The organism is Nitrosococcus watsonii C-113 (genome assembly GCF_000143085.1).
Lineage (GTDB): Bacteria > Pseudomonadota > Gammaproteobacteria > Nitrosococcales > Nitrosococcaceae > Nitrosococcus > Nitrosococcus watsonii.
Genome location: NC_014315.1, coordinates 1166546 through 1185596 on the forward strand (window position 1 = coordinate 1166546; position 19051 = coordinate 1185596).

At 45.3% G+C, this 19051-nt stretch carries 18 protein-coding genes; 17 read left to right on the top strand and 1 reads right to left on the bottom strand.

The window, feature by feature from the left end; translation table 11 throughout:
* Positions 1-769: 769 nt before the first annotated feature.
* A complete protein-coding gene (locus NWAT_RS16955; RefSeq protein ID WP_013220138.1) occupies positions 770-952 on the top strand; it encodes a hypothetical protein in 183 nt (60 codons plus the stop codon).
* Between the two features lie 199 nt (positions 953-1151).
* Here the strand turns inward: NWAT_RS16955 and NWAT_RS05435 are convergent, their stop codons facing one another.
* Positions 1152-1832, bottom strand: coding sequence for an FKBP-type peptidyl-prolyl cis-trans isomerase (locus tag NWAT_RS05435; RefSeq protein ID WP_013220139.1), 681 nt, complete (start codon positions 1830-1832; stop codon positions 1152-1154).
* Between the two features lie 125 nt (positions 1833-1957).
* Between NWAT_RS05435 and NWAT_RS05440 the strand changes: the two genes are divergently transcribed.
* The 16 genes from NWAT_RS05440 (at position 1958) to NWAT_RS05520 (ending at position 18964) form a co-directional block, all read left to right on the top strand.
* Complete coding sequence (locus tag NWAT_RS05440) at positions 1958-2191, top strand: hypothetical protein (protein WP_013220140.1); 234 nt, start codon at positions 1958-1960, stop codon at positions 2189-2191.
* Between the two features lie 331 nt (positions 2192-2522).
* On the top strand, positions 2523-3257 hold the full coding sequence (locus NWAT_RS05445; protein WP_013220141.1) for a hypothetical protein: 735 nt from the start codon (positions 2523-2525) through the stop codon (positions 3255-3257).
* A 230-nt stretch (positions 3258-3487) separates the two neighbouring features.
* Positions 3488-4243, top strand: coding sequence for a HEAT repeat domain-containing protein (locus tag NWAT_RS05450; RefSeq protein ID WP_232420215.1), 756 nt, complete (start codon positions 3488-3490; stop codon positions 4241-4243).
* 21 nt (positions 4244-4264) lie between these two features.
* Positions 4265-4732: a hypothetical protein gene (locus NWAT_RS05455; protein ID WP_013220143.1), complete on the top strand. Its 468-nt coding sequence runs from the start codon at positions 4265-4267 to the stop codon at positions 4730-4732.
* 138 nt (positions 4733-4870) lie between these two features.
* Positions 4871-5389 carry a TlpA family protein disulfide reductase gene (locus NWAT_RS05460; protein WP_013220144.1) on the top strand — a complete coding sequence of 173 codons (519 nt, stop codon included), beginning with the start codon at positions 4871-4873 and terminating at the stop codon, positions 5387-5389.
* Positions 5390-5515: 126 nt separating this feature from the next.
* Positions 5516-5770, top strand: coding sequence for a DUF4266 domain-containing protein (locus tag NWAT_RS05465; RefSeq protein WP_013220145.1), 255 nt, complete (start codon positions 5516-5518; stop codon positions 5768-5770).
* Complete coding sequence (locus tag NWAT_RS05470) at positions 5757-8306, top strand: DUF3570 domain-containing protein (RefSeq protein ID WP_013220146.1); 2550 nt, start codon at positions 5757-5759, stop codon at positions 8304-8306. The genes NWAT_RS05465 and NWAT_RS05470 overlap by 14 nt, the downstream gene beginning before the upstream one ends.
* 66 nt (positions 8307-8372) lie before the next feature.
* Positions 8373-9341 carry an FAD:protein FMN transferase gene (locus NWAT_RS05475; protein ID WP_013220147.1) on the top strand — a complete coding sequence of 323 codons (969 nt, stop codon included), beginning with the start codon at positions 8373-8375 and terminating at the stop codon, positions 9339-9341.
* A 96-nt stretch (positions 9342-9437) separates the two neighbouring features.
* Entirely contained in the window at positions 9438-10991 is a 1554-nt protein-coding gene (locus NWAT_RS05480) for a fused MFS/spermidine synthase (protein WP_013220148.1), read from the top strand.
* 20 nt (positions 10992-11011) lie between these two features.
* A complete protein-coding gene (locus tag NWAT_RS05485; RefSeq protein WP_013220149.1) occupies positions 11012-11815 on the top strand; it encodes an ABC transporter permease in 804 nt (267 codons plus the stop codon).
* On the top strand, positions 11815-13065 hold the full coding sequence (locus NWAT_RS05490) for an ABC transporter ATP-binding protein (RefSeq protein ID WP_013220150.1): 1251 nt from the start codon (positions 11815-11817) through the stop codon (positions 13063-13065). The genes NWAT_RS05485 and NWAT_RS05490 overlap by 1 nt, the downstream gene beginning before the upstream one ends.
* Before the next feature lie 3 nt (positions 13066-13068).
* A complete protein-coding gene (locus NWAT_RS05495; RefSeq protein WP_013220151.1) occupies positions 13069-13698 on the top strand; it encodes a sulfotransferase family protein in 630 nt (209 codons plus the stop codon).
* Positions 13699-13703: 5 nt separating this feature from the next.
* Entirely contained in the window at positions 13704-14315 is a 612-nt protein-coding gene (locus tag NWAT_RS05500; RefSeq protein ID WP_232420216.1) for a sulfotransferase family 2 domain-containing protein, read from the top strand.
* A gap of 2 nt (positions 14316-14317) precedes the next feature.
* Complete coding sequence (locus NWAT_RS05505; RefSeq protein WP_013220153.1) at positions 14318-15025, top strand: sulfotransferase family 2 domain-containing protein; 708 nt, start codon at positions 14318-14320, stop codon at positions 15023-15025.
* 2 nt (positions 15026-15027) lie between these two features.
* Entirely contained in the window at positions 15028-18144 is a 3117-nt protein-coding gene (locus tag NWAT_RS15605; RefSeq protein WP_013220154.1) for a sulfotransferase, read from the top strand.
* Positions 18137-18964: a glycosyltransferase family 2 protein gene (locus NWAT_RS05520; RefSeq protein ID WP_013220155.1), complete on the top strand. Its 828-nt coding sequence runs from the start codon at positions 18137-18139 to the stop codon at positions 18962-18964. The genes NWAT_RS15605 and NWAT_RS05520 overlap by 8 nt, the downstream gene beginning before the upstream one ends.
* The last annotated feature ends 87 nt before the right edge of the window (positions 18965-19051 follow it).

A 19051-nucleotide genomic window follows, 5' to 3' on the forward strand; every position in this document is an offset into this window, starting at 1 on the left:
CGAGTGCCAATAAATAGGCAGTTTGATGCGCTTCAAATCTTTAAATAAACCAGCCAGCCATAACGGCTGGTTTAGGATAGTAGGCTCGGAAAGTTATCTACGTGCTTAATCTGTTCTGTTACGAGCCCTCAGCCTCAGACCCAGAGCCCTAATCATTAGATAGATCGGCGATGGTTCCGATACAGTGGCCGCGATGACGAAATTGGTGTAGCTGATATCGCGCAGCGTACCGATCTCCAACGGGCTAATGGTACGAACGCCTAGACCATCGATACTTGCAGATTCCATTTACCGTACCATGCTGATTTTTACTTTCAAAATCAGGATTCAGGATATTGTTAAATTTATTAACTTATTTTTATATAGATAAGGCTTAAATATAAGCTTCAGGCTGACGATCATCATACTGAACAGGAGAGTATTCTTTTCGAAGAGTTGAGTTCGGCTTTGATAACGTTAAGCGTTTTTAGGCCGTGAAACGCATGGATGCATTTGTTGCTCAATATCAAAATTAAATCAATTTATAGACTGTTCGCCATATATCTGTTTAGAAGCATTTAACTTATACCGAACTGCCTCAAGAAAGGTAAAACGATAAGTTTTTAGACTTTTGCCCTATTAAATTACGCGAAATGCCGCATTTTAAGCTGCCTGCCAGGACCGATTTTACTCAACCCTTTGTTATTTCTATAAAATTTAAGCTGGTATGGATCGTGGTTAACTTTATGTAAGCCCATAGGGGGAAAGACGCTAAAGGAGGCATGTTGCCATGAGGAAGCAAATGCGTTTTCGCTGCGCGGCACAACGGGGATGGTATTTTGTCACGGGTGAAGGTTGTGTGGGATTTTTTGATACACGGCAGAAAGAATGTATCAGCGCTATGCATGTAAAAAAGCTCTTACCTAATAAGAAGGGTCGCAAAGCAATGAAACTTATCACTCACGCTATTTAAATTAGAGGCTCTATAGCAGAGCTTGACTCTTTGATTGACCCTCCTCTCCCTTAATTTGTTATGGATAACAATTTTAATTCATTTATGCGGCACAAGGATGTGCCGTTTATTTTTTACCGACAGCATGCAATGAAAAGTTCTAAAACCAAGGGATTGAAGAGAGGCCGGGGCAAGAAATGCCCGCGACCTTGTAGTAGTATTATTTAATTTCCAGTAACTCAATATCAAAAATAAGCGTTTCGTTGGGACCAATAAGACGGCCAGCACCCCGCTCACCATAAGCGAGGTCAGAGGGGATGAAGACCTTCCATTTAGAACCCACGGGCATTAACTGCAGCGCTTGCTGCCAACCTTTAATAACGCCATTAACCTTAAAGGTAACCGGTTCCCCCCGTTCGTAGGAACTGTCGAACACCGTGCCATCCACCAGGGTGCCCCGGTAGTTAACTACGACGGTATCTTCAGCAGCGGGTTTTTTACCTTCGCCTTGTTCAATAATGCGATATTGCAACCCATTGGGAAGTTCGACCACTCCTTCCTTTTCTTTGTTGGTTTTTAAGAAATCTTTTCCCGTTGCTTTATTTTTTTCTCCACTTTCGGTTCTCTTTTGCTGCGCTTGTTGTTGTACGGCGTTCATTGCCGCCTTGGCTTGCTCCGGGGAAAGTCGCGAGGGAGTTTGTTGCAATGCATCTTCAAGGGCAAGCATAAATGCTTGCTTATCCAATTCGATTCCTTGTTGCTGCATATTTTGACCGAATTGATACCCGATCAGATAACTTAATTTTTTGGCATCTGTTTCGAGTTCCTCTGCGATGGCCGCGTTTCCGAGGAGGGCTAGTAGGGTAAAGCTAGCAATTAAAAACGTCGCTCCCTTAGGCATATGTATTCCTTAAATTTAATAGAGATTAGTAAGACGGCCCGATAAACATATTTAAAGAGCCAGGATAGCTTCGCCTTCAGGCGAAAAAACCGTCATGATCACATAAGGCTAAATTATAGTTCAAGATGGTGCCGTTACTATCGCATGTAATAATTTTTGATGATGCTTCCTTTCCATCCCAACGGCGGAGCGGTGGCTACGATTCGTACTTTTACTATTTAGGCTTCATTCTGGAGCCGCTGCGTGGCGCTCCCATTATTGCTGGAGAAGAGGTAGTGAGTGCAATTTTCATTTTTGTAAATAAAATATATAAAAATCAAATCCTTATTTATAAAAATACGGCAGATGCCGTATTTTAGGACAATAATTATGGCATTTACCATAATTATTATGATCTCCCGTGAATTATTTTTATAAGTAATTGTGTTTGCAATAAAACTTTTTATGGAATGGTTCTTGCCTTGATACCTCTTGCGCATGTTCTTTTTAAAGATAGTTGATAGCGCTTAATCGGCACCGCCCCCGATTAAGCGCTATTTAAGTTTTATTTTCCATTATTCCTCTCTATTCAGGAAAGATAAAATTAATCTATCATCATTCCAATGAACTAAGAGATGCCTATATGCGTCTAATTTTATTGAAAAAATAGATATTATTCACGGCACCAAAGGTGACATGAGGAGATTATTTGTGTCCAAAAAAATAACGCTTTTTTCCCTACTGTTGGCTTTATGGGGCGCGAGCTCCCTTGTGCTAGCCCATACCATTATTACAGATCAAGCGACCGAAGGAACCGGCCTGTATACGGGCTTTGATATCACCCATGGTTGTGGGTTTGAGGATAAACCTTCTCTTCCAGTCATTGCCCAGTCGGTGGCTTTTCCTACTGGACCTAATTCAGCTGTCACCCGTATGGATACCGGGGAAGCTATCAGCTTAGGAGATGTGCTCATTGGCGGCATGCATGCAAGCGGCTTAATTAACCCGGCGATCATTCAAAACCGCGATGTTTTTAATGCGACCGAAGAGTTGAGGGATGAAACGGGTGTGGTGAGAGGCGTTCATTATACCGATGGCGAGCTGCAGGTCGATCTAGATGGCGTACTGCCTTTCCGTGTCTCAGGAGTTACTTTTGTGGAGGAGTCCTGCGTTACCAAGGTGAGAGCGCGGGTTGCGATAGCCAACTGGTGCCATCACCGGGAAGGCGCACGCCGAGTGGATGTCTGGATAGCGCGGCTGACTCCAGTATTTAATGACGAGCGGGTAGTTTCTATCGATTTTTGGCCCACGCTAACCATCAACCGGGATTTAACGACTAATCCTCTTCCGGAAAATTGCGGCGAGGGTTATGAGGTAGCCGTGGAACCTTCGGATGAAGACATCGATCAATATTTGCCAATGCCAGGCTTTATTCCTGGCATCTAGCCGAGGCGAGGAAACGGCTTGTGATAAAATGAAAATTACTCACGGGGCGCTTGAACAGCGCCCCGTGAGTAATTTCTGATAAGCTTATTGGGCAATGTGGGAACATCATGAGGGTTGCAGTGATTTTTCGTGCATTTCTTCTTTTAGCAATGCTCCTTTCAAGCCATGCATGGGCTTATGGGGAAGAGTCTTTTGCTGGTTCTGATCGCGAAAGAATTGAGAGGGCTCCCATGAATCATGGCGTTCTCCATCTGGAAGTAAAGGAAGCACCCTTGGCGCAAATTTTTAAGATCATTGAAGATCAAGCTGGCGTTCAACTCCATATTCCTTCTCTCTCCCAGAGAAGGGTAACAGCTACTTGCGAGGGCACCGCCCTGGAAGTATTAAAATGCATCCTGGGCAAGGAAGTGAATCTTGTTTATCGGTACGAAGATAAGCCTTCTGCCAATGATTCAAAGCCTTTGCTTAGGGAAGTATGGGTGCTCAATTCGACCCCAAGCGAACCGCACCCATTGAATCGTAACCCTGATCAAGCTGTTTGCGAAGCCATGGAACATTTTCCGGATGGGCAACAGCTTCCATTGGAAGAGGAACAAAAAGCGTTTTTCCATTTGGAGCCAGAGGAGATGGAAAAACTCGTGCTTCTTTCCCGGTCCCCTGATCCAAAGCGGCGAAAAGAAGCCGTGTCCCGCCTTGCCTTGGTAGCAGAAGACGAGGATGATGGTGGTGTCAGAAGCGTTTTAACGGAGGCCTTGCAAGACCCGAGTCCAGGTGTTAGGGCACAGGCCATTTTTGGACTGACCCGGCGGGATGATGCAGAGAGGGACTCGGTGCTACGGGGAGCTTTGCATGACAGCGAGGTGGGGGTGCGGCTGATGGCGGTTAGTAACGCTGGAGAAAACAGGGCTATACTTGAGATGGCGCTTCATGATGAGGACAGAGTCGTGCGCGATTTGGCTCGCATGAAGCTTGGGAAAATAGAGTAGTACGAGGAGAGGAAGGATTTTATGAAAATTACAGCTTTAAGAAATAAATGGATTGTAATGCTGATGATCGCTGGGTTGGGACTCAGTGTTAAGGCGGTAGCCCATGATCAGATCGGTACCTTGGGTGTTGAAGGTAATGCCACCGATTATTACTTGGTTACCTGTTCTAGCGATGCGGGTGGGGTCACCGATTATCTTGAGGTTCAAATATATGATGCCACTGTGGAGCAGGGTGGTGGTAAGATGAGTGCGGTAATACTAAGAGAACCAGTTGCCAGCACGGCCTCCGATCCCTATAGGGCGGATGAGTTTCAAAACCACGATAAAAATCCTGGTCCCCCGGCTTTTGTTGGCGGAGGCGACGGGGTTTATAAGGTTATGGTACATAAACTCAAAGATGGTCCCAAAAATTATCTCCTGTCGTATCATTGCAAAAGCAGCGTTGGTCTCCATACAGGCACCTCCATTCTTATTTTACAAGATCAGTAACCGCACCTGTTTTAACTTTTCGATAGCCTCCCAAAAAGCCGCTAACCCAGGATTTCTTCTGAGGAAGAAATCCTGGGGAGGCGCATGGGCATTTAGTTTTGGCAGGATAACACCCGCTTATTTAAAGTACGCCAGGCCATGAATAAACCTAGATTAGTGTTTTTTTACTTGCTATTAGTCGCTATTTCCGCCGTCCCAACGGCTATGGCTGCCGAGATTAGCCAACAGGCGCCTGATTGCGTGTTGAAGCCTTTTGAGAAAGCAGGGGAAGTGACTCTCCCGCAATGGCAGGGAAAAGTGGTTTATGTGGATTTCTGGGCTTCTTGGTGCCCGCCTTGCCTTAAATCGTTTCCTTTTTTAAATGATCTACATCAGCGTTTTAGTGATCAAGGGCTGCATATTGTGGGCATTAATGTGGATGAGAAATTAAGTGACGCTCAAGACTTTTTAGCGAGAGTGCCGGCCCGTTTTGAGATTGTGGTTGATCCCGATCAGCAATGCGCTCGGTCATTTGATATTCAAGCCATGCCTTCTTCTTTTTTGATTGACCGAAAGGGCGTGATTCGTCATATCCACTTAGGATTTCGCTCGGGGGATACGCAAGAGCTAGAGGCATGGACGCAAAAACTTTTACAAGAAGATACGGCTAATCCTTAGTTTTATACGTTGTTAACGGTTTAAGTTTCTCCTTCCTTTTTTTAGCACTATTGTTGCTTAATCAACGCGCTTGGTGAAGCGCTATAACTCGTTTCGCGCGTGTTAGATATAAGGAGGAATAGAGATATGATAAAAAATCGCCAGACTTTAATAAGAAGACGAATAAGAACGATAAACACTTTGTTGTTGCTATTTTTTGTGCTCATAAACCTACCAGGTTGCGCACCGGTAGCACCATGGGAACGGGGTAACCTGGCTAAACCCCAGATGGTGCCTGACCCCTATCCCATGCAGAGTAGTTTGCGTTCCCATAGTTACCGGGGCCGGGAGGCAGCTATCGGCGGCGCTTCCGCGGAAGGAGGAGGGTGTGGCTGTTATTAAGCCAAAGCCTAGCGTATCTTCTCCCAAGTGTCGGGCCAGCTCTTCATTAGTGGCATTAACTTCTGCCGCGCTGGCCCTGCCCGGCTTGATGCCCTTACCGTCCCAGGCCGCCTTCGAGGGGGGAGAATTCGATTTCCAGTATGGCCGTTATCAAGAAGGTGGCGGTACGAAGAGTCAATTCCGGGATAAGGATAATGACATTCAGGTGGATAGTCTGCAGGCTTCTGGAGAAATCGACCTCTCTGATCGTTTGACCTTCCGCGCTAATTTTATTCAGGACACTTGGGTGGGGGCGACCCCCATTACTACGGCTCCAGCGGCAGTTACCAAATTTAATCCCAATGCCGAAACCGGGGCCTCGGCTTTTACTGATCTCAAAGGAGGTATTGTTGATTATGACACCCGTACCGGGGAAGGACAGGCAACTATTCCGAATACCTTTGACACGGTAACCACCAATGAAACGGTACATGTCATGGCTGAAGCCTCGCCGGAAACCCGCAAGCAGGGAGATTTCCGGATGGGTTATGAGTGGGATGAAGCGGCGCTGAACGTGGGGGGCGGAATTTCCCTGGAGGATGACTATGATTCTCGCTATTTTAGTCTAGGAGGTCGCTGGGATTTTAATCAGAAACTCACCACCTTGGCAGGAGGCGTGAGCTATACGGATAGTACTATTGATGTTCGCCGTTTCCGCTTTAGGGCGACTTCGGTTCCGGTTGACGCAAAAGGTGGAATAAATCCAGATTTTCCCGATTGGTCGGTACGGGTCCATGATGGGCGAACGGATATTGGAGCGAGCCTGAGCCTGACTCAAGTGCTGGATAAAAACTCGACCTTCCGAGCCAGTTTTGGTTACAACCACAATTCAGGTTTTCTCTCCAACCCGTATAAGGAAGTCACTTTTCTAACCCCCCTGGATATCCCAGGGAAAGCATGGCTATTTACCCGTTACGATAAACGGCCTGAAGAGCGGAATCAGTTCACCTGGAGCGCGGGCTATACCCGTTATCTTGCGGGGCTAGATGCTGGTTTGCATTTCAATTACAGTTTTTTTCATGATGACTGGGGGATCAACGCCCATACCTTTGACGCTTCCTGGGGGCAGCCTGTGGGAGGAGGGTGGATCATTACCCCTCGGGTCAGATATTACAGTCAAAGTGCCGCGGACTTCTATAGTCCTTTCTTTATTGCCAGCCAGGAGCCCCTTTCATTAGCGGAAATTTTACCTAATCAAAGCCAATTGCCTACCCCGGAGCATTTTTCCAGTGATCATCGGTTATCTGCTTTTGGGGCTCTGAGCGGTGGGGTGACAGTGAGCAAGCAGTTTGCCAAAGGGGTCACCTTGGAGGCAGGATTTGAATACTATACCCACGCTAGTTCTCTGAAGCTGGGAGGGGGAGGCGTGGGTGATTTTGCCGATTTCAATTATTTTCTGGCTAACGCGCTGCTGAAAGTGGATTTATCCGCTCTCACTTATTCTGGAGGAGGGCATGATCATGCCAAGGGACATGAGGGGCACAGTGATTTTGCCCCTGCCGGGGTGATGTTTAGCCATATGCTGGGGACAGCCGGCGAATTTATGGTGGGATACCGTTATCAGTATAGCCGCCAGGGCGGCGATATGCTCCACGGTACCCAGACTGTTGATGACCTTACCATTGTCAATAATGCCTGCCGTAACAGACCCTGCCAGCTAAACTCGGCGGACATGCATATGCATATGCATATGCTTCATCTCATGTATGCGCCTACCGATTGGCTGAATCTAATGCTAATGCCCATGTTTATGGATATGAATATGGATTTACGGAAGCTTGAAGGGGCACCACCCATTGATCCCGAGGCCGTGGGCGGACACTTCCATGCGGCGGATAGCGGAGGGCACGAGACCGGTGGCGTGGGTGATACCCAGTTATTTGCGCTGGTTAAATTATTTGCGTCGCCCCAACACCATCTCCATCTGGGATTGGGCATCAGCGCGCCGACGGGGGATGTGGGTATTAAGGTTGAAGGTCAAGAAATTAACGAGAGCAGCCCGGATTTTGGCAAGCCTTTATTCATTCACTATGGCATGCAGTTGGGTAGCGGTACCTGGGATTTATTGCCTAATTTAACTTATACGGGTTCGATGGATCGCTGGTCTTGGGGCGGCCAACTGAGTGGTACCGTTCGCCTGGAAAGCGAAAACTCTTCCGGTTTTGCCTTTGGTGATATTTTTCAGGCTACCGCTTGGGGAGGGTATAGCCTGTTCAAATGGCTGTCTGCCTCGGTCCGGGGCATTTATACTACTCAGGGAGCTATTAGGAACCAATTCAACGGGCCAGACCCCCAGTCGGCGCCGGTGGATTTTCCAGAGAACTATGGCGGGCGTTTCTGGGATGTGGGTTTTGGCCTCAATGCTTCTACCTTAGGAGGCGGTTTGAAAGGCAATCGGCTAAGTATCGAGTGGGTGCAGCCGGTCAGGAACGATGTCAATGGCTTCCAATTGGAGCGGAAAGGGTCGCTTTTTATCACTTGGGGCCTAGGATTTTAATCGAGCATAGGGTATTTCTCTAGCTAGGGCTTGGGTTTTACCGCGAGGGATAAGCGAGGGAATAGCATGAAGCTTTACCAGGAAGCTTTCAAGGCAATGGGTACGCCCTGCGAAATTCAGCTCTATGCCAAAACTAAGGTCCAAGCTCAACGGGCCGCGAAACTTATCATCGCCGATGTGCGTCGGCTGGAAGACCGCTATTCCCGCTACCGTACCGACAGTTTTCTCTCCGAAATCAATCGGGTGGCAATGGTAGGTGGGCGTATCTCGGTGGACAAGGAAACGGAAGGGCTGCTCAATTATGCAGCCACTTGCTATAGGCAAAGTAAAGGGTTATTTGATATTACTTCCGGTATTTTGCGGCGCGCTTGGAATTTTAAATCAGGTGTGTTGCCGAGTAAGGTGCAAGTACAGAAATTGCTTGACAAAATTGGTTGGGAAAAATTGCGCTGGGTACCGCCGGTACTAGAATTTTCCATCGCTGGAATGGAAATTGATTTTGGAGGTGTTGTCAAGGAATATGCCGCTGACCGGGCGGCTTCCCTGAGTTTACAGGCAGGCGTTCGGCGAGGGCTAGTAAACTTAGGTGGTGATATCAAAGTGATTGGTCCCCGTCCAGGCGGTGAGCCTTGGCGGATTGGTATCCGTCATCCTGGCCATAAAGAAGCGGCGATGGGAATGCTGCTGCTAAATGAGGGCGCGATTGCTAGTAGTGGTGACTATGAGCGCTGCATTGTATTAGATGGCGTTCGTTATGGCCATGTTCTTAATCCTAGAACCGGTTGGCCGGTGCGGCACTTGGCATCGGTGACTGTGATCAGTGATTTATGCGTGGTAGCGGGAAGCGCTTCTACTATTGCCATGCTAAAAGAAGCTAATGGTCCAGCTTGGTTGCAGCATTTGGGATTACCTCATTTCTGGGTGGATATGGAGGGTGAAACTGGTGGTTCCCTAGAGAAGGGTTTCATTGAGGCTACTGCCATGGTTCAAAACAGCGAGCGCCAGGCGGCAATCACGGTACTCAATGAGCATTAATAAAGGCGTCACGCTTTTTGTTTGGTTTTTCATGAAAACTGAATGCTGCGGCTTATTTCCACTTAAATCCATTTTGTGGTTAAGGGTAAAGACAATATGAATAACCTCTCCCTAAATTTCCCGGGGCGAGCGGGGCTCTACATTACCGTATTTTTGACTGGCGCCGCGGTCATGATCATAGAGCTTTTGGGAACGCGCATGATTGCCCCTTTTTATGGGGCGAGTCTTTACGTCTGGTCATCCCTGATCTCGGTCACCATGATAGCCTTGTCTTTGGGTTACTTTATTGGCGGTCGTTGGGCTGATCGGGCCAAACGGACCGGCCTATCGTTGATTATTGCACTCGCAGCCTTACTTACTCTTCTTATTCCCTGGTTAACCCGCCCAGTGCTGTTGGCAACCGATCCGTTGGGCTTGCGGACAGGGGCTTTGGTGAGTGCGCTGGCGCTTTTTTCGCCAAGCTTGACCTTTTTGGGAATGGTGGGGCCTTTCGCCATTAGGTTATCGACCGTCAATCTGGCGGGGGTTGGCGCCAGTGCCGGTTCAATTTATGGAGCAAGCACTCTCGGTAGTGTCGTGGGAACATTATTTCTAGGATTTTATTTATTTCCTGTTATGGGTTCCCGTGAGATTTTTATCGCACTTGGTCTCGCTTTATTCCTGCTGAGCGTGGTTGTGGCCTTTTATGAAAGAAAACGCTTGAAGCTTGCTTCAACCTTACTCCCCGTTGCCTTCTTGGCATCGATAGGAATTGGGTTATTGCCCCAAATTGCGGGTGCTGGCCACGCAGGTTCTAGTAAGGAATCTTTTCAAATACAATTCGAGCGCGAAAGCTTATATGGTTGGGTGCGGGTCATTGATCAACCGGCGCAGGATCTCCGCTTGCTTACCGCTGATGCTTCCACCATTGGAGCGGCTAGTATCAGCCATGGTCAAAACCGTCTTGCCTATCAGCATATCGTGCCGCTCATTCCAGCTTTAGCTCCTCCCATGAAGCGCGCTTTGCTCATTGGTCAGGGCGCCGGTCATATGGCTATGGCTTTGGAAGATCGTTATGGGATTGTCACCGATACACTGGAAATAGATCCAGCCGTTGCAGAAGCGGCAACCCATTATTTTGACTTTAGTCCCACGGGTCAAGTCATCGTTGGAGATGCTCGTTATGAAATTCGGCGTTTAAAAGGCCCTTATGATTTAATTATCCATGATTGTTTTACCGGGGGTGTGGAGCCCGTCCATTTATTAACTATTGAGACTTTGACGCAGCTACGCTCCTTGCTTTCCGAGCAAGGTGTACTCGCCCTTAATTTTGTAGCTTTCTCCGAGAATGGGAAGAATATTGCATTGGCTTCCGTTGCTAAAACTTTGTCGCGTGCTTTTCCTCATCAAATGGTTTTTGTTTCCGAGCCCGGAAAGGATTTTAATGATTTTATTTTTCTTGCCGCTAATCGCCCTATTGACCTGGATGCCAAGATGCTAACGTTTGCGCAAGCTTCTTGGTTAAGGCAGCGCCTTATGACAGTGGATAAAACCCAAGGAATCCTGCTAACGGATGATTTTAATCCACTTGAGTATTTGCAGGCCCGTAAAGCGAAACACTACAGAAATATTTTAGTCAATTGGTTAGGCACGGATCTTTTAGTGCGGTGAAGTCATCGCCTGGATTCTCTATGTCTCCCATCGCGGCAGTTAAGGAATTCATCAAAGACCGTGAATTGATTGCCCAGCTTATTTGGAGCGAAGTGGTGGGACGTTACCGGGGTTCCTTTGCGGGTTTTTTGTGGTCTTTTCTTAATCCTTTATTCTCCCTAGCGATGTACACTTTTGTGTTTGGGGTGGTTTTTAAGGCGCGTTGGGGGTTGTCGGCAGAAAATACTTTTGATTTTTCCATGGTGTTATTTACGGGTTTAATTGTTCATGGGTTAGTGTCCGAAACTATTAACCGAGCACCCTATTTAATTCTTAGTAATCCCAGTTATGTTAAACAAGTCGTATTTCCCCTTGAGGTATTGCCGGTTGTCGCTTTGGGTTCGGGTTTATTTCATACTGTGATTAGTTTTTTATTGTTAATCGTTATTTGGAGTATCGCCCATGGGAGCATAGCATTAGCCGTTGCTTTTATTCCCTTGCTAATACTGCCCTTAAGTCTAATTACTGTCGGCGTGAGCTGGTTTATTGCAGCGGCTACTGTCTATTTTCGGGATTTGGGTCAACTGGTGACCTTTATCAGCAGTGGCCTGCTTTTTTTCTCGCCAATTTTTTACCCTGTAAGCTCGGTTCCAGAGTCCTTTCAAATCTTCTTAGAACTTAACCCGCTTACTTATATCATTGAGCAGGTGCGTGCCACGCTTATTAGTGGACAACTTCCGGAATTAAAGGGTTACTTACTCTATTTTCTGGTTTCTATCATCGTTGCCTGGACGGGTTATGCCTGGTTTCAGAAAACACGTGCCGGTTTCGCCGATGTAATATAATGTTAACTTCCATGGGAGAAACCGATCCAGAAATTTTGATTGATGTGGATAATGTCAGCAAATGCTATCATTTATACCAACGCCCTCAGGATCGACTGTGGCAATCTTTTTTTCGAGGGCGTAAAAAATTTCACCGTGAATTTTGGGCATTGCTCAATATCTCCTTACAGGTCCGTCGGCATGAAGCTGTAGCTATTATCGGACGTAATGGCGCAGGAAAAAGCACCTTGCTGCAACTTATTGCCGGTACTTTAGCGCCTACCTCGGGAAAGATTGCTATTCAAGGTAGAGTTGCAGCCTTGCTTCAACTAGGAAGCGGTTTTAACCCTGAATTCACGGGGCGGGAAAATGTATTTCTAAATGGCGCTATCCTTGGGTTTAGTCGCGCTGACATTGGCCGCCGCTTTGAAGAAATAATAGCCTTTGCGGAGATCGGTAATTTTATTGACCAACCGGTTAAAACCTATTCTTCCGGGATGATCATGCGGCTTGCCTTTGCTGTTTCTACTTGTCTTGAACCGGAAGTGTTGATTATCGACGAGGCTTTAGCAGTAGGGGATGCAGCTTTCCAATTTAAATGCAGGGATCGGCTTCAGGATTTGATTACTCAAGGGACCACACTATTATTGGTCTCCCATGATATGAGCGCTGTTAAATCGTTTTGTAATCGCGCCATCTATCTTGAAGATGGCCGGAAAAAGGCGGAGGGCGAGCCGGAAAATATCTCCGAGTATTACTTTATGGATGTGCGCGCCAGGCAGATGAGTCGCATATCACAACAAATCAAAGACAAAGGTGCCACTGTTTGTAAGAAATCTTATGGTTATGGTACCAGTGAAGGAGAAATAGAATCCGCTGTTTTTATAACAACAAAAAAAAGTGCTGCCCTTTTTAATTATGGCGATATTATCGAATTGGAAGTTATCTGCCGGTTTGCATCTCACATTGAATGTCCATGCCTCTCGGTAGTACTCCAGGCGACCAATCTGGTGGGTATAGGCGGTCGCTGGTTTCGTATTAATTCATCTTTTTCAGAATCTGAGGCGGTTGCTGTTGCTTTAAAAATAAAGTTTCCCGCGAAATTTAATGATGGTAAATATTTTATTACCCTAAGACTGGAAGATCGTAAAGATCAGAAACAATATTTTATTTTACATAAAATTCCAGGCGCATTAACGTTTGATATCTTGCCGCGGACTAATAACGATTTATTAGGGTTTTATGATATAAAGCTTACCTGTGAGCAGTAAGCAATGATTATTTCTCATAAATATCAATTTATTTTTATCAAGAACGGAAAGACAGCAGGAACGAGTATTGAAGTATTCCTTTCCAGATTTTGCGCTTCTTTTGATATCGTGACTCCCATCTATCCCGCGGTAAAATCTCATTATCCTCGTAATTACGAGGGTTTTTATAACCGCATGACGAGCGCGGAGATTCGAGAAAAAATAGGAGAAAAAACATGGAAAAATTATTTTAAATTTTGTGTAGAGCGTAATCCCTGGGATAAAGCTATCTCCTATTATTATATGGCTAAATGTAGATCTGGTGGGAATCTCTCTCTTGACGAATTCCTCGCCGGCTGTGAATTTCCCATCAATTTCCCACGCTATACGGAACCAGGAGATAGCTCAAAAATTATTGTAGATAAAATTATTGATTTTAATAACCTAATGGAAGATTTGGGAGAAGTTTTCAGAAAGTTAGGGTTACCTTTTGATGGCTCGCTTGGAGTTTATGCCAAATCAGAATATCGGACTGATCGACGACCCTATCAAGAGGTTTTGACAGTTTCCCAGGCACAGAAAATTCAAGATATCTTTGCAGTAGAGATTGATCTGCATGGCTATCATTTTCAGAAAGTAAAGTTAAGTGCATGATAGGGATGCGTCACCAATTCATTTTTGTGCATATTCCAAAAACTGCTGGCAATGCCATGCAAAATGCTCTAAGTAGCTATTCGGAAGATACTATCGTTGCTAGCGGCAATAAGGATGGTGTTCATAGATTTGGGCTATATAGTCTCTACGGCACGACTAAGCACTCGACTTTGACTGATTATTTTTTTGCGCTAGGCGCAGAAGCGTTTTGGTCAAAACGAAAATTTACTTGTATCCGTAATCCCTGGGATCGTGCTATCTCTTTTTATTTTTCACCTCATCATAAAAACTATTCCTGGAATAGAGATAAATTTATTCGCATGTTGGATAAGATTCATCCAATGACCACTTTTTTGCGCCTGCCTGATCATGTGGCGAATACAGAACCTGATCAAAATGTTGATCTTATTATCCGTTATGAAGATTTACACAAGGGCTTTTCTAAACTATGCGATATCCTGGGAATTTCAAGGAGAAGTCTTCTTGTTCTCAATAAAGGGAATCGGAAATCTTATTTTGAATATTACGATTCCGAACTTATCCAAATAGTAGCGGAGCGTTTTCGGGAAGATATTGAAGTTTTTGGTTATGAATTCGATTCCTCTAAACGTTATTAAGAATGAAGATCGTGATCGTGCATATTCCTAAAGCAGCGGGTACTTCACTCAAGGAAGCTATTTCCGCTAAAGTAGGTATTGATAATATTTATTTTGATTATAACCGCCCTCTCGCCAAGGGTGATTTATCGAGGAATCTTGGCTGTTTGGCCTCGAGCATTGCTGCTAAGCCAAGGAGAGAATCAATTATTTTCGGCCATTTTCTAGTGGGAAAATATGCCAGATTTAATGGTTATTATTTTAGGCGGCGTAAAAAAATATTTTACGTAATTTTTCTTCGAGAACCTTTACAAAGAGCAATATCGCATTTTTTTTTCTGGAAAAGAACGAAGGTTCAAGGACATCATGTTTGGGAGCGTTTTACTCAGGAAAATTGGAGCTTAGAGAGGTTTTTGCTATCTAAGGAACATACTAATTTCCAGGCTAAATTTCTTTGGCGATTCCCCTTGAAGCAATTTGACTTTGTTGGCTTAACTGAATATTTCCAGGATAGCGTAGAAATGCTGGGACGTGTTTCTCCGCTGCTACGTGGCTTACCAATAAAAATAAAAAACAGCAATCCAAAAAATTCTATGGGCGTGAATTATAGTATTGATTCCTGTCTGGCAGCTGAATTTATGCGCCGCAATGAATTGGATTATAATTTATATAATCAAGGAGTTAAACGATTTCTTATACAAAAATCCAAGCTTCTGAAAGCAAAGGAATGACTATGGCGGATAGCTCATCGGTCGTATTTTTGCTAGGAGTTCCCCGTTCAGGTACAACTTTGCTTTCTTGGCTGCTTAATCAGCATCGGAGTATTTACTGCCCGCCGGAGCCCTGGCTGCTGTTGGGTCTAGAGTCGCTTGGACAGGTTCCTACCGATCACGCTGCCGATCCACCTCTTTTGTCGAGCGCGATTACTGAGTTTTTAGGAGTTAGACGATTGCAGAGACTTAAGCGGGCGGCTTTATCTATTTATCAATACGCCTTGGAGGAGGCGGGAAAATTCATTTTTATTGATAAAACGCCACGTAACTATCATGCCCTTGATTTTGTGCAAGCGTTTCTGCCAGAAGGAAAAATTATTTTTCTTGTACGTAATCCTCTTGACGTGGCAGCTTCTTTTAAAACTTCTTGGTCAGTGGATCTTCCAAAAATTATCGCTAACCAGGAAGACACGCCTTTTCTGTTTGATTATATTCTAGGCTTTAATCGACTATTGGCCTTCGAGGAAAATTATTCCGTGCTTAGAGTCTGTTATGAGGACTTGGTTGCTGCTCCTGAGAAACAAATGGTGCGTATCTTTAAATATCTAGGGCTTCCGTTGCAAGCAATTAATAAAGATTTGGATATTCAGGAAACAACCTATGCTAGGAGTTCTCTCGGCGATAAGAAAATTCTTTCGACATCTTCTATTCATAGGCAATCTATTGGTGCTTATAAGCGTGTTTTCAAAAAAGGAGACATTCAAATTCTTTTGAATTCCCTGGGAGAGAAATCCTTTTCTAAATTGGGTTATGGCAAACAGTATGAGGATGCCTGTGCGGAATTCGAGATAACCCCTTGTAATAAAATGTCTCCACAGTTATTAAAAATAACGGAAGGATACGCGCAACAACGCCAAAGGCGTTGTTATGATCTTCAGTCACGAGGTATTTTTGAACAGAAAATAGAATATTTAAGCCAGCAAATTGCACGCTTGAAGCAACAGAACGAAATTGTCCAGAATCGCAATAAGGATATTAGTAATGAATTAAAATTGGCCCAGGCACAAAATAGCTTTCTTAACAAGCAGTTAGATCTATCTCAAATAGAAAAGGAGGAATTCAAGAAGCAATTTTATTCGTTGCAAAATATGGGTTTGAAAGCGCGTTTACGAGGGGATCTTGGGTATCTTAAAAAACGTTTAAAACAGAAAATCAAAGATGGCCTTTGGCGGGCAGTACAAGGACCGCCTGCACCTCCCTTGCCAAGGATAACGATAGTTACGCCGGTACTTAATGGCGCGCAATTTATTGAGGCAACATTGCGTTCAGTGCTGATACAGGCATATCCCGCACTGGAATTTATCATCGTTGATGGTGGTTCGACCGATGATACCTTATCTATCATAGATAAGATCCAGAATGATCCTGATTTTAAAGATAAAATCAGTTGTGTCATATCGGAGCCTGATCGTGGCATGTATGATGCCATCGCTAAGGGTTTCTCGCGGGCAACGGGTGAGATACTGGCTTACCTGAATGCCGATGATTTACTTGAAGGCGGGGCTTTAGATGCGGTTGGTGATTATTTTTCCCATCATCCAAGGGTAGCTGTGATTTACCATGAGGACACTGTTTTGGTGAACGGGTGGAAATACCCCAATATCCGGCAGCCAAGGGGGATAAATACGGTTGATCTGCTTAATAAGCATATCCTGTTTCAGGACGGTGTTTTTTTTAGGCGTGAAGCTTATCAAGCCATCGGTGGTTTACGGCGCGATTTAAAATTAGCGGGAGATTATGATCTTTGGTTGCGTTTATCGGCTCGGTTTAAATTTATCCGCAGGGCGGGACATGTTAGCTGTTTCCGTATTCGTCAAGGACAGTTCAGTGAAAATATGGAGGCTTATAATGAAGAAATGGATCGCGCCCGCCATGATTTTTTATCCCAAGCTTCCCGTTTGCAGGCACTTCGCTGGCAGTTTCAGAAAAAATATACGTTCTTCAGTGACTTGATAAGAAAAATTTCGAAGTCTACCCATCTGTTTTTTCCCCTCGATTTTAGTAATTTACCGCCACCACCTATTACCCTAGATGGGACGGAGTATGGCCAGGCTTTAAGCCCTATTGATGGTAGGCCGGCGGAGCAGTTCTTATTTAGTACGCCGGATACCCGCTTTGGTGACAAGGGCATTAATTACATCTACCTGGATACTCGGCATTCTATTGCGGTTACTCATCCGCCTATCCAGCCTGCTGAACTTGATAGACTATACCAGCGCCATTATTCCGCGCCGCTCTCATCGATTAATAGCCCAGAGGGTCCTTCACCCTATCGTCAATTCAGTGGCAAACGCCGCTGGGAGAAATTGCTTCTGAGGCTACCCGTGGAGCGGTGGCTGTCGTTTTTCTCTTCCAATGATCTCTGGTTAGACAATACCTTGAATGAGTTGAGTAATACGCTTCAATCTTCACAAATTAATATTCACAGTCCACTTCGAGTGCTTGATGCTGGTTGTTTTGAAGGCCATTTACTCGATGGTATTGCTGCCGCCCGGAAATCCTGGCGAGGTTATGGTTTGGAGCCTAATCCCCAAGCGGTGGAAATTGCTCGTAGTAAGGGTCATTGCGTCTGGCAAGGAGGTGCTGAAGATGCTGCCGAGATTATTCCAGCCCCCTATCAGTTCGATGTCATTTTTATGGGGCAAAGTATTGAGCATGTAGACAATCCGGTGCGAGTCCTGCGCCGTCTTCGCCTGTTGCTTGCCCCTGGTGGTGTTTTGGTTGTGAGCACACCTAATCTGGATTCCCGGCAAATCAACTGGTTTGGTCCAACTTGGGCTCATTGGCATGCGCCTTATCATCGCTATATTTTTTCACGAAAAGGGTTATTGGCGCTGGCTAGACAAACAGGCTTACATCCTGTTTGTTTTAAAACCTTCTCCCATTGTTACTGGACCGCCATGTCATTAATGCAGAATTTTATAGGGCTTGGCGGTAGCGTACCCCATACAATTGATTTTGACTTTCCCCTGCGTGCATGGGCGCAAAGGATTAATTTTTGGCAGCAGCTTTTTTGGAATCGTATAGGCAAAGGGGATTATTGCTTCTTCGTGATGAGGGATAAGGAAAGTGGCTAATCTAAAGCTTCCAACGATCAGTATTGTGACGCCATCTTTCAATCAGGGAGAGTACGTGGAGTGGACGGTGCAATCAGTGCTTGGGCAACGTTATCCGAACTTGGAGTATATTTTCATGGATGGTGGCTCTACTGATCAGACGCTAGATCGTATTGCTCCCTATCGTAATCGTTTTTTTCATTTTGAGTCAGGGCCTGATGGAGGGCAGAGTGCGGCTATTGCTAAGGGGTTTAGCATGGCCACTGGCGAGATTATGGCCTATTTAAATAGTGACGATGTGCTGCTGCCCGGTACGCTTAACTTTGTGGTCGATTATTTCCATCGTCACCCTGAAGTCGACTTTATTTATGGTCACCGTTGTATTGTCAATGAAATAAATCAAGTCATAGGACATTGGATTTTACCTCGGCATAGCAGTTTTTTGATGCGGCGTTGGGACCTTATCCCGCAAGAATCTTGCTTTTGGCGTCGCCGCCTATTTAAGCAAAAAGGGAATATTGATGCCAGTTTCCAATTTGCCATGGATTATGATTTGTTCGTCCGCTATATGAGTGCTGGTAATTTTAAACGGGTGAACCGGTTTCTTGCCGCCTTTCGAGTGCATAAAGACGCTAAAACCACGACTCAGCTGACGACCACCGGTTGGGCAGAAATAGAGCGTGTGCAGCGGTGTAATCAAATGCAGTTTCCACCCTTGTTAGGTAAGCTTTTTCCTCTTTGGGTACAATTGCGTTCCCTCCTGTTTGTTCGAAGAAGAGAATCTTTCCCGGGGCTTCCTCCAGGATTGAATTTTAACTTAAACACCCTATGGGGGGATTAACCAGGCTTTGAGGTAAATCTCTCAGTAAAAAACTTGAACCTATTTTTAAAAATTCATAATATTCTTATGGCTGGATACCTGTTAAGT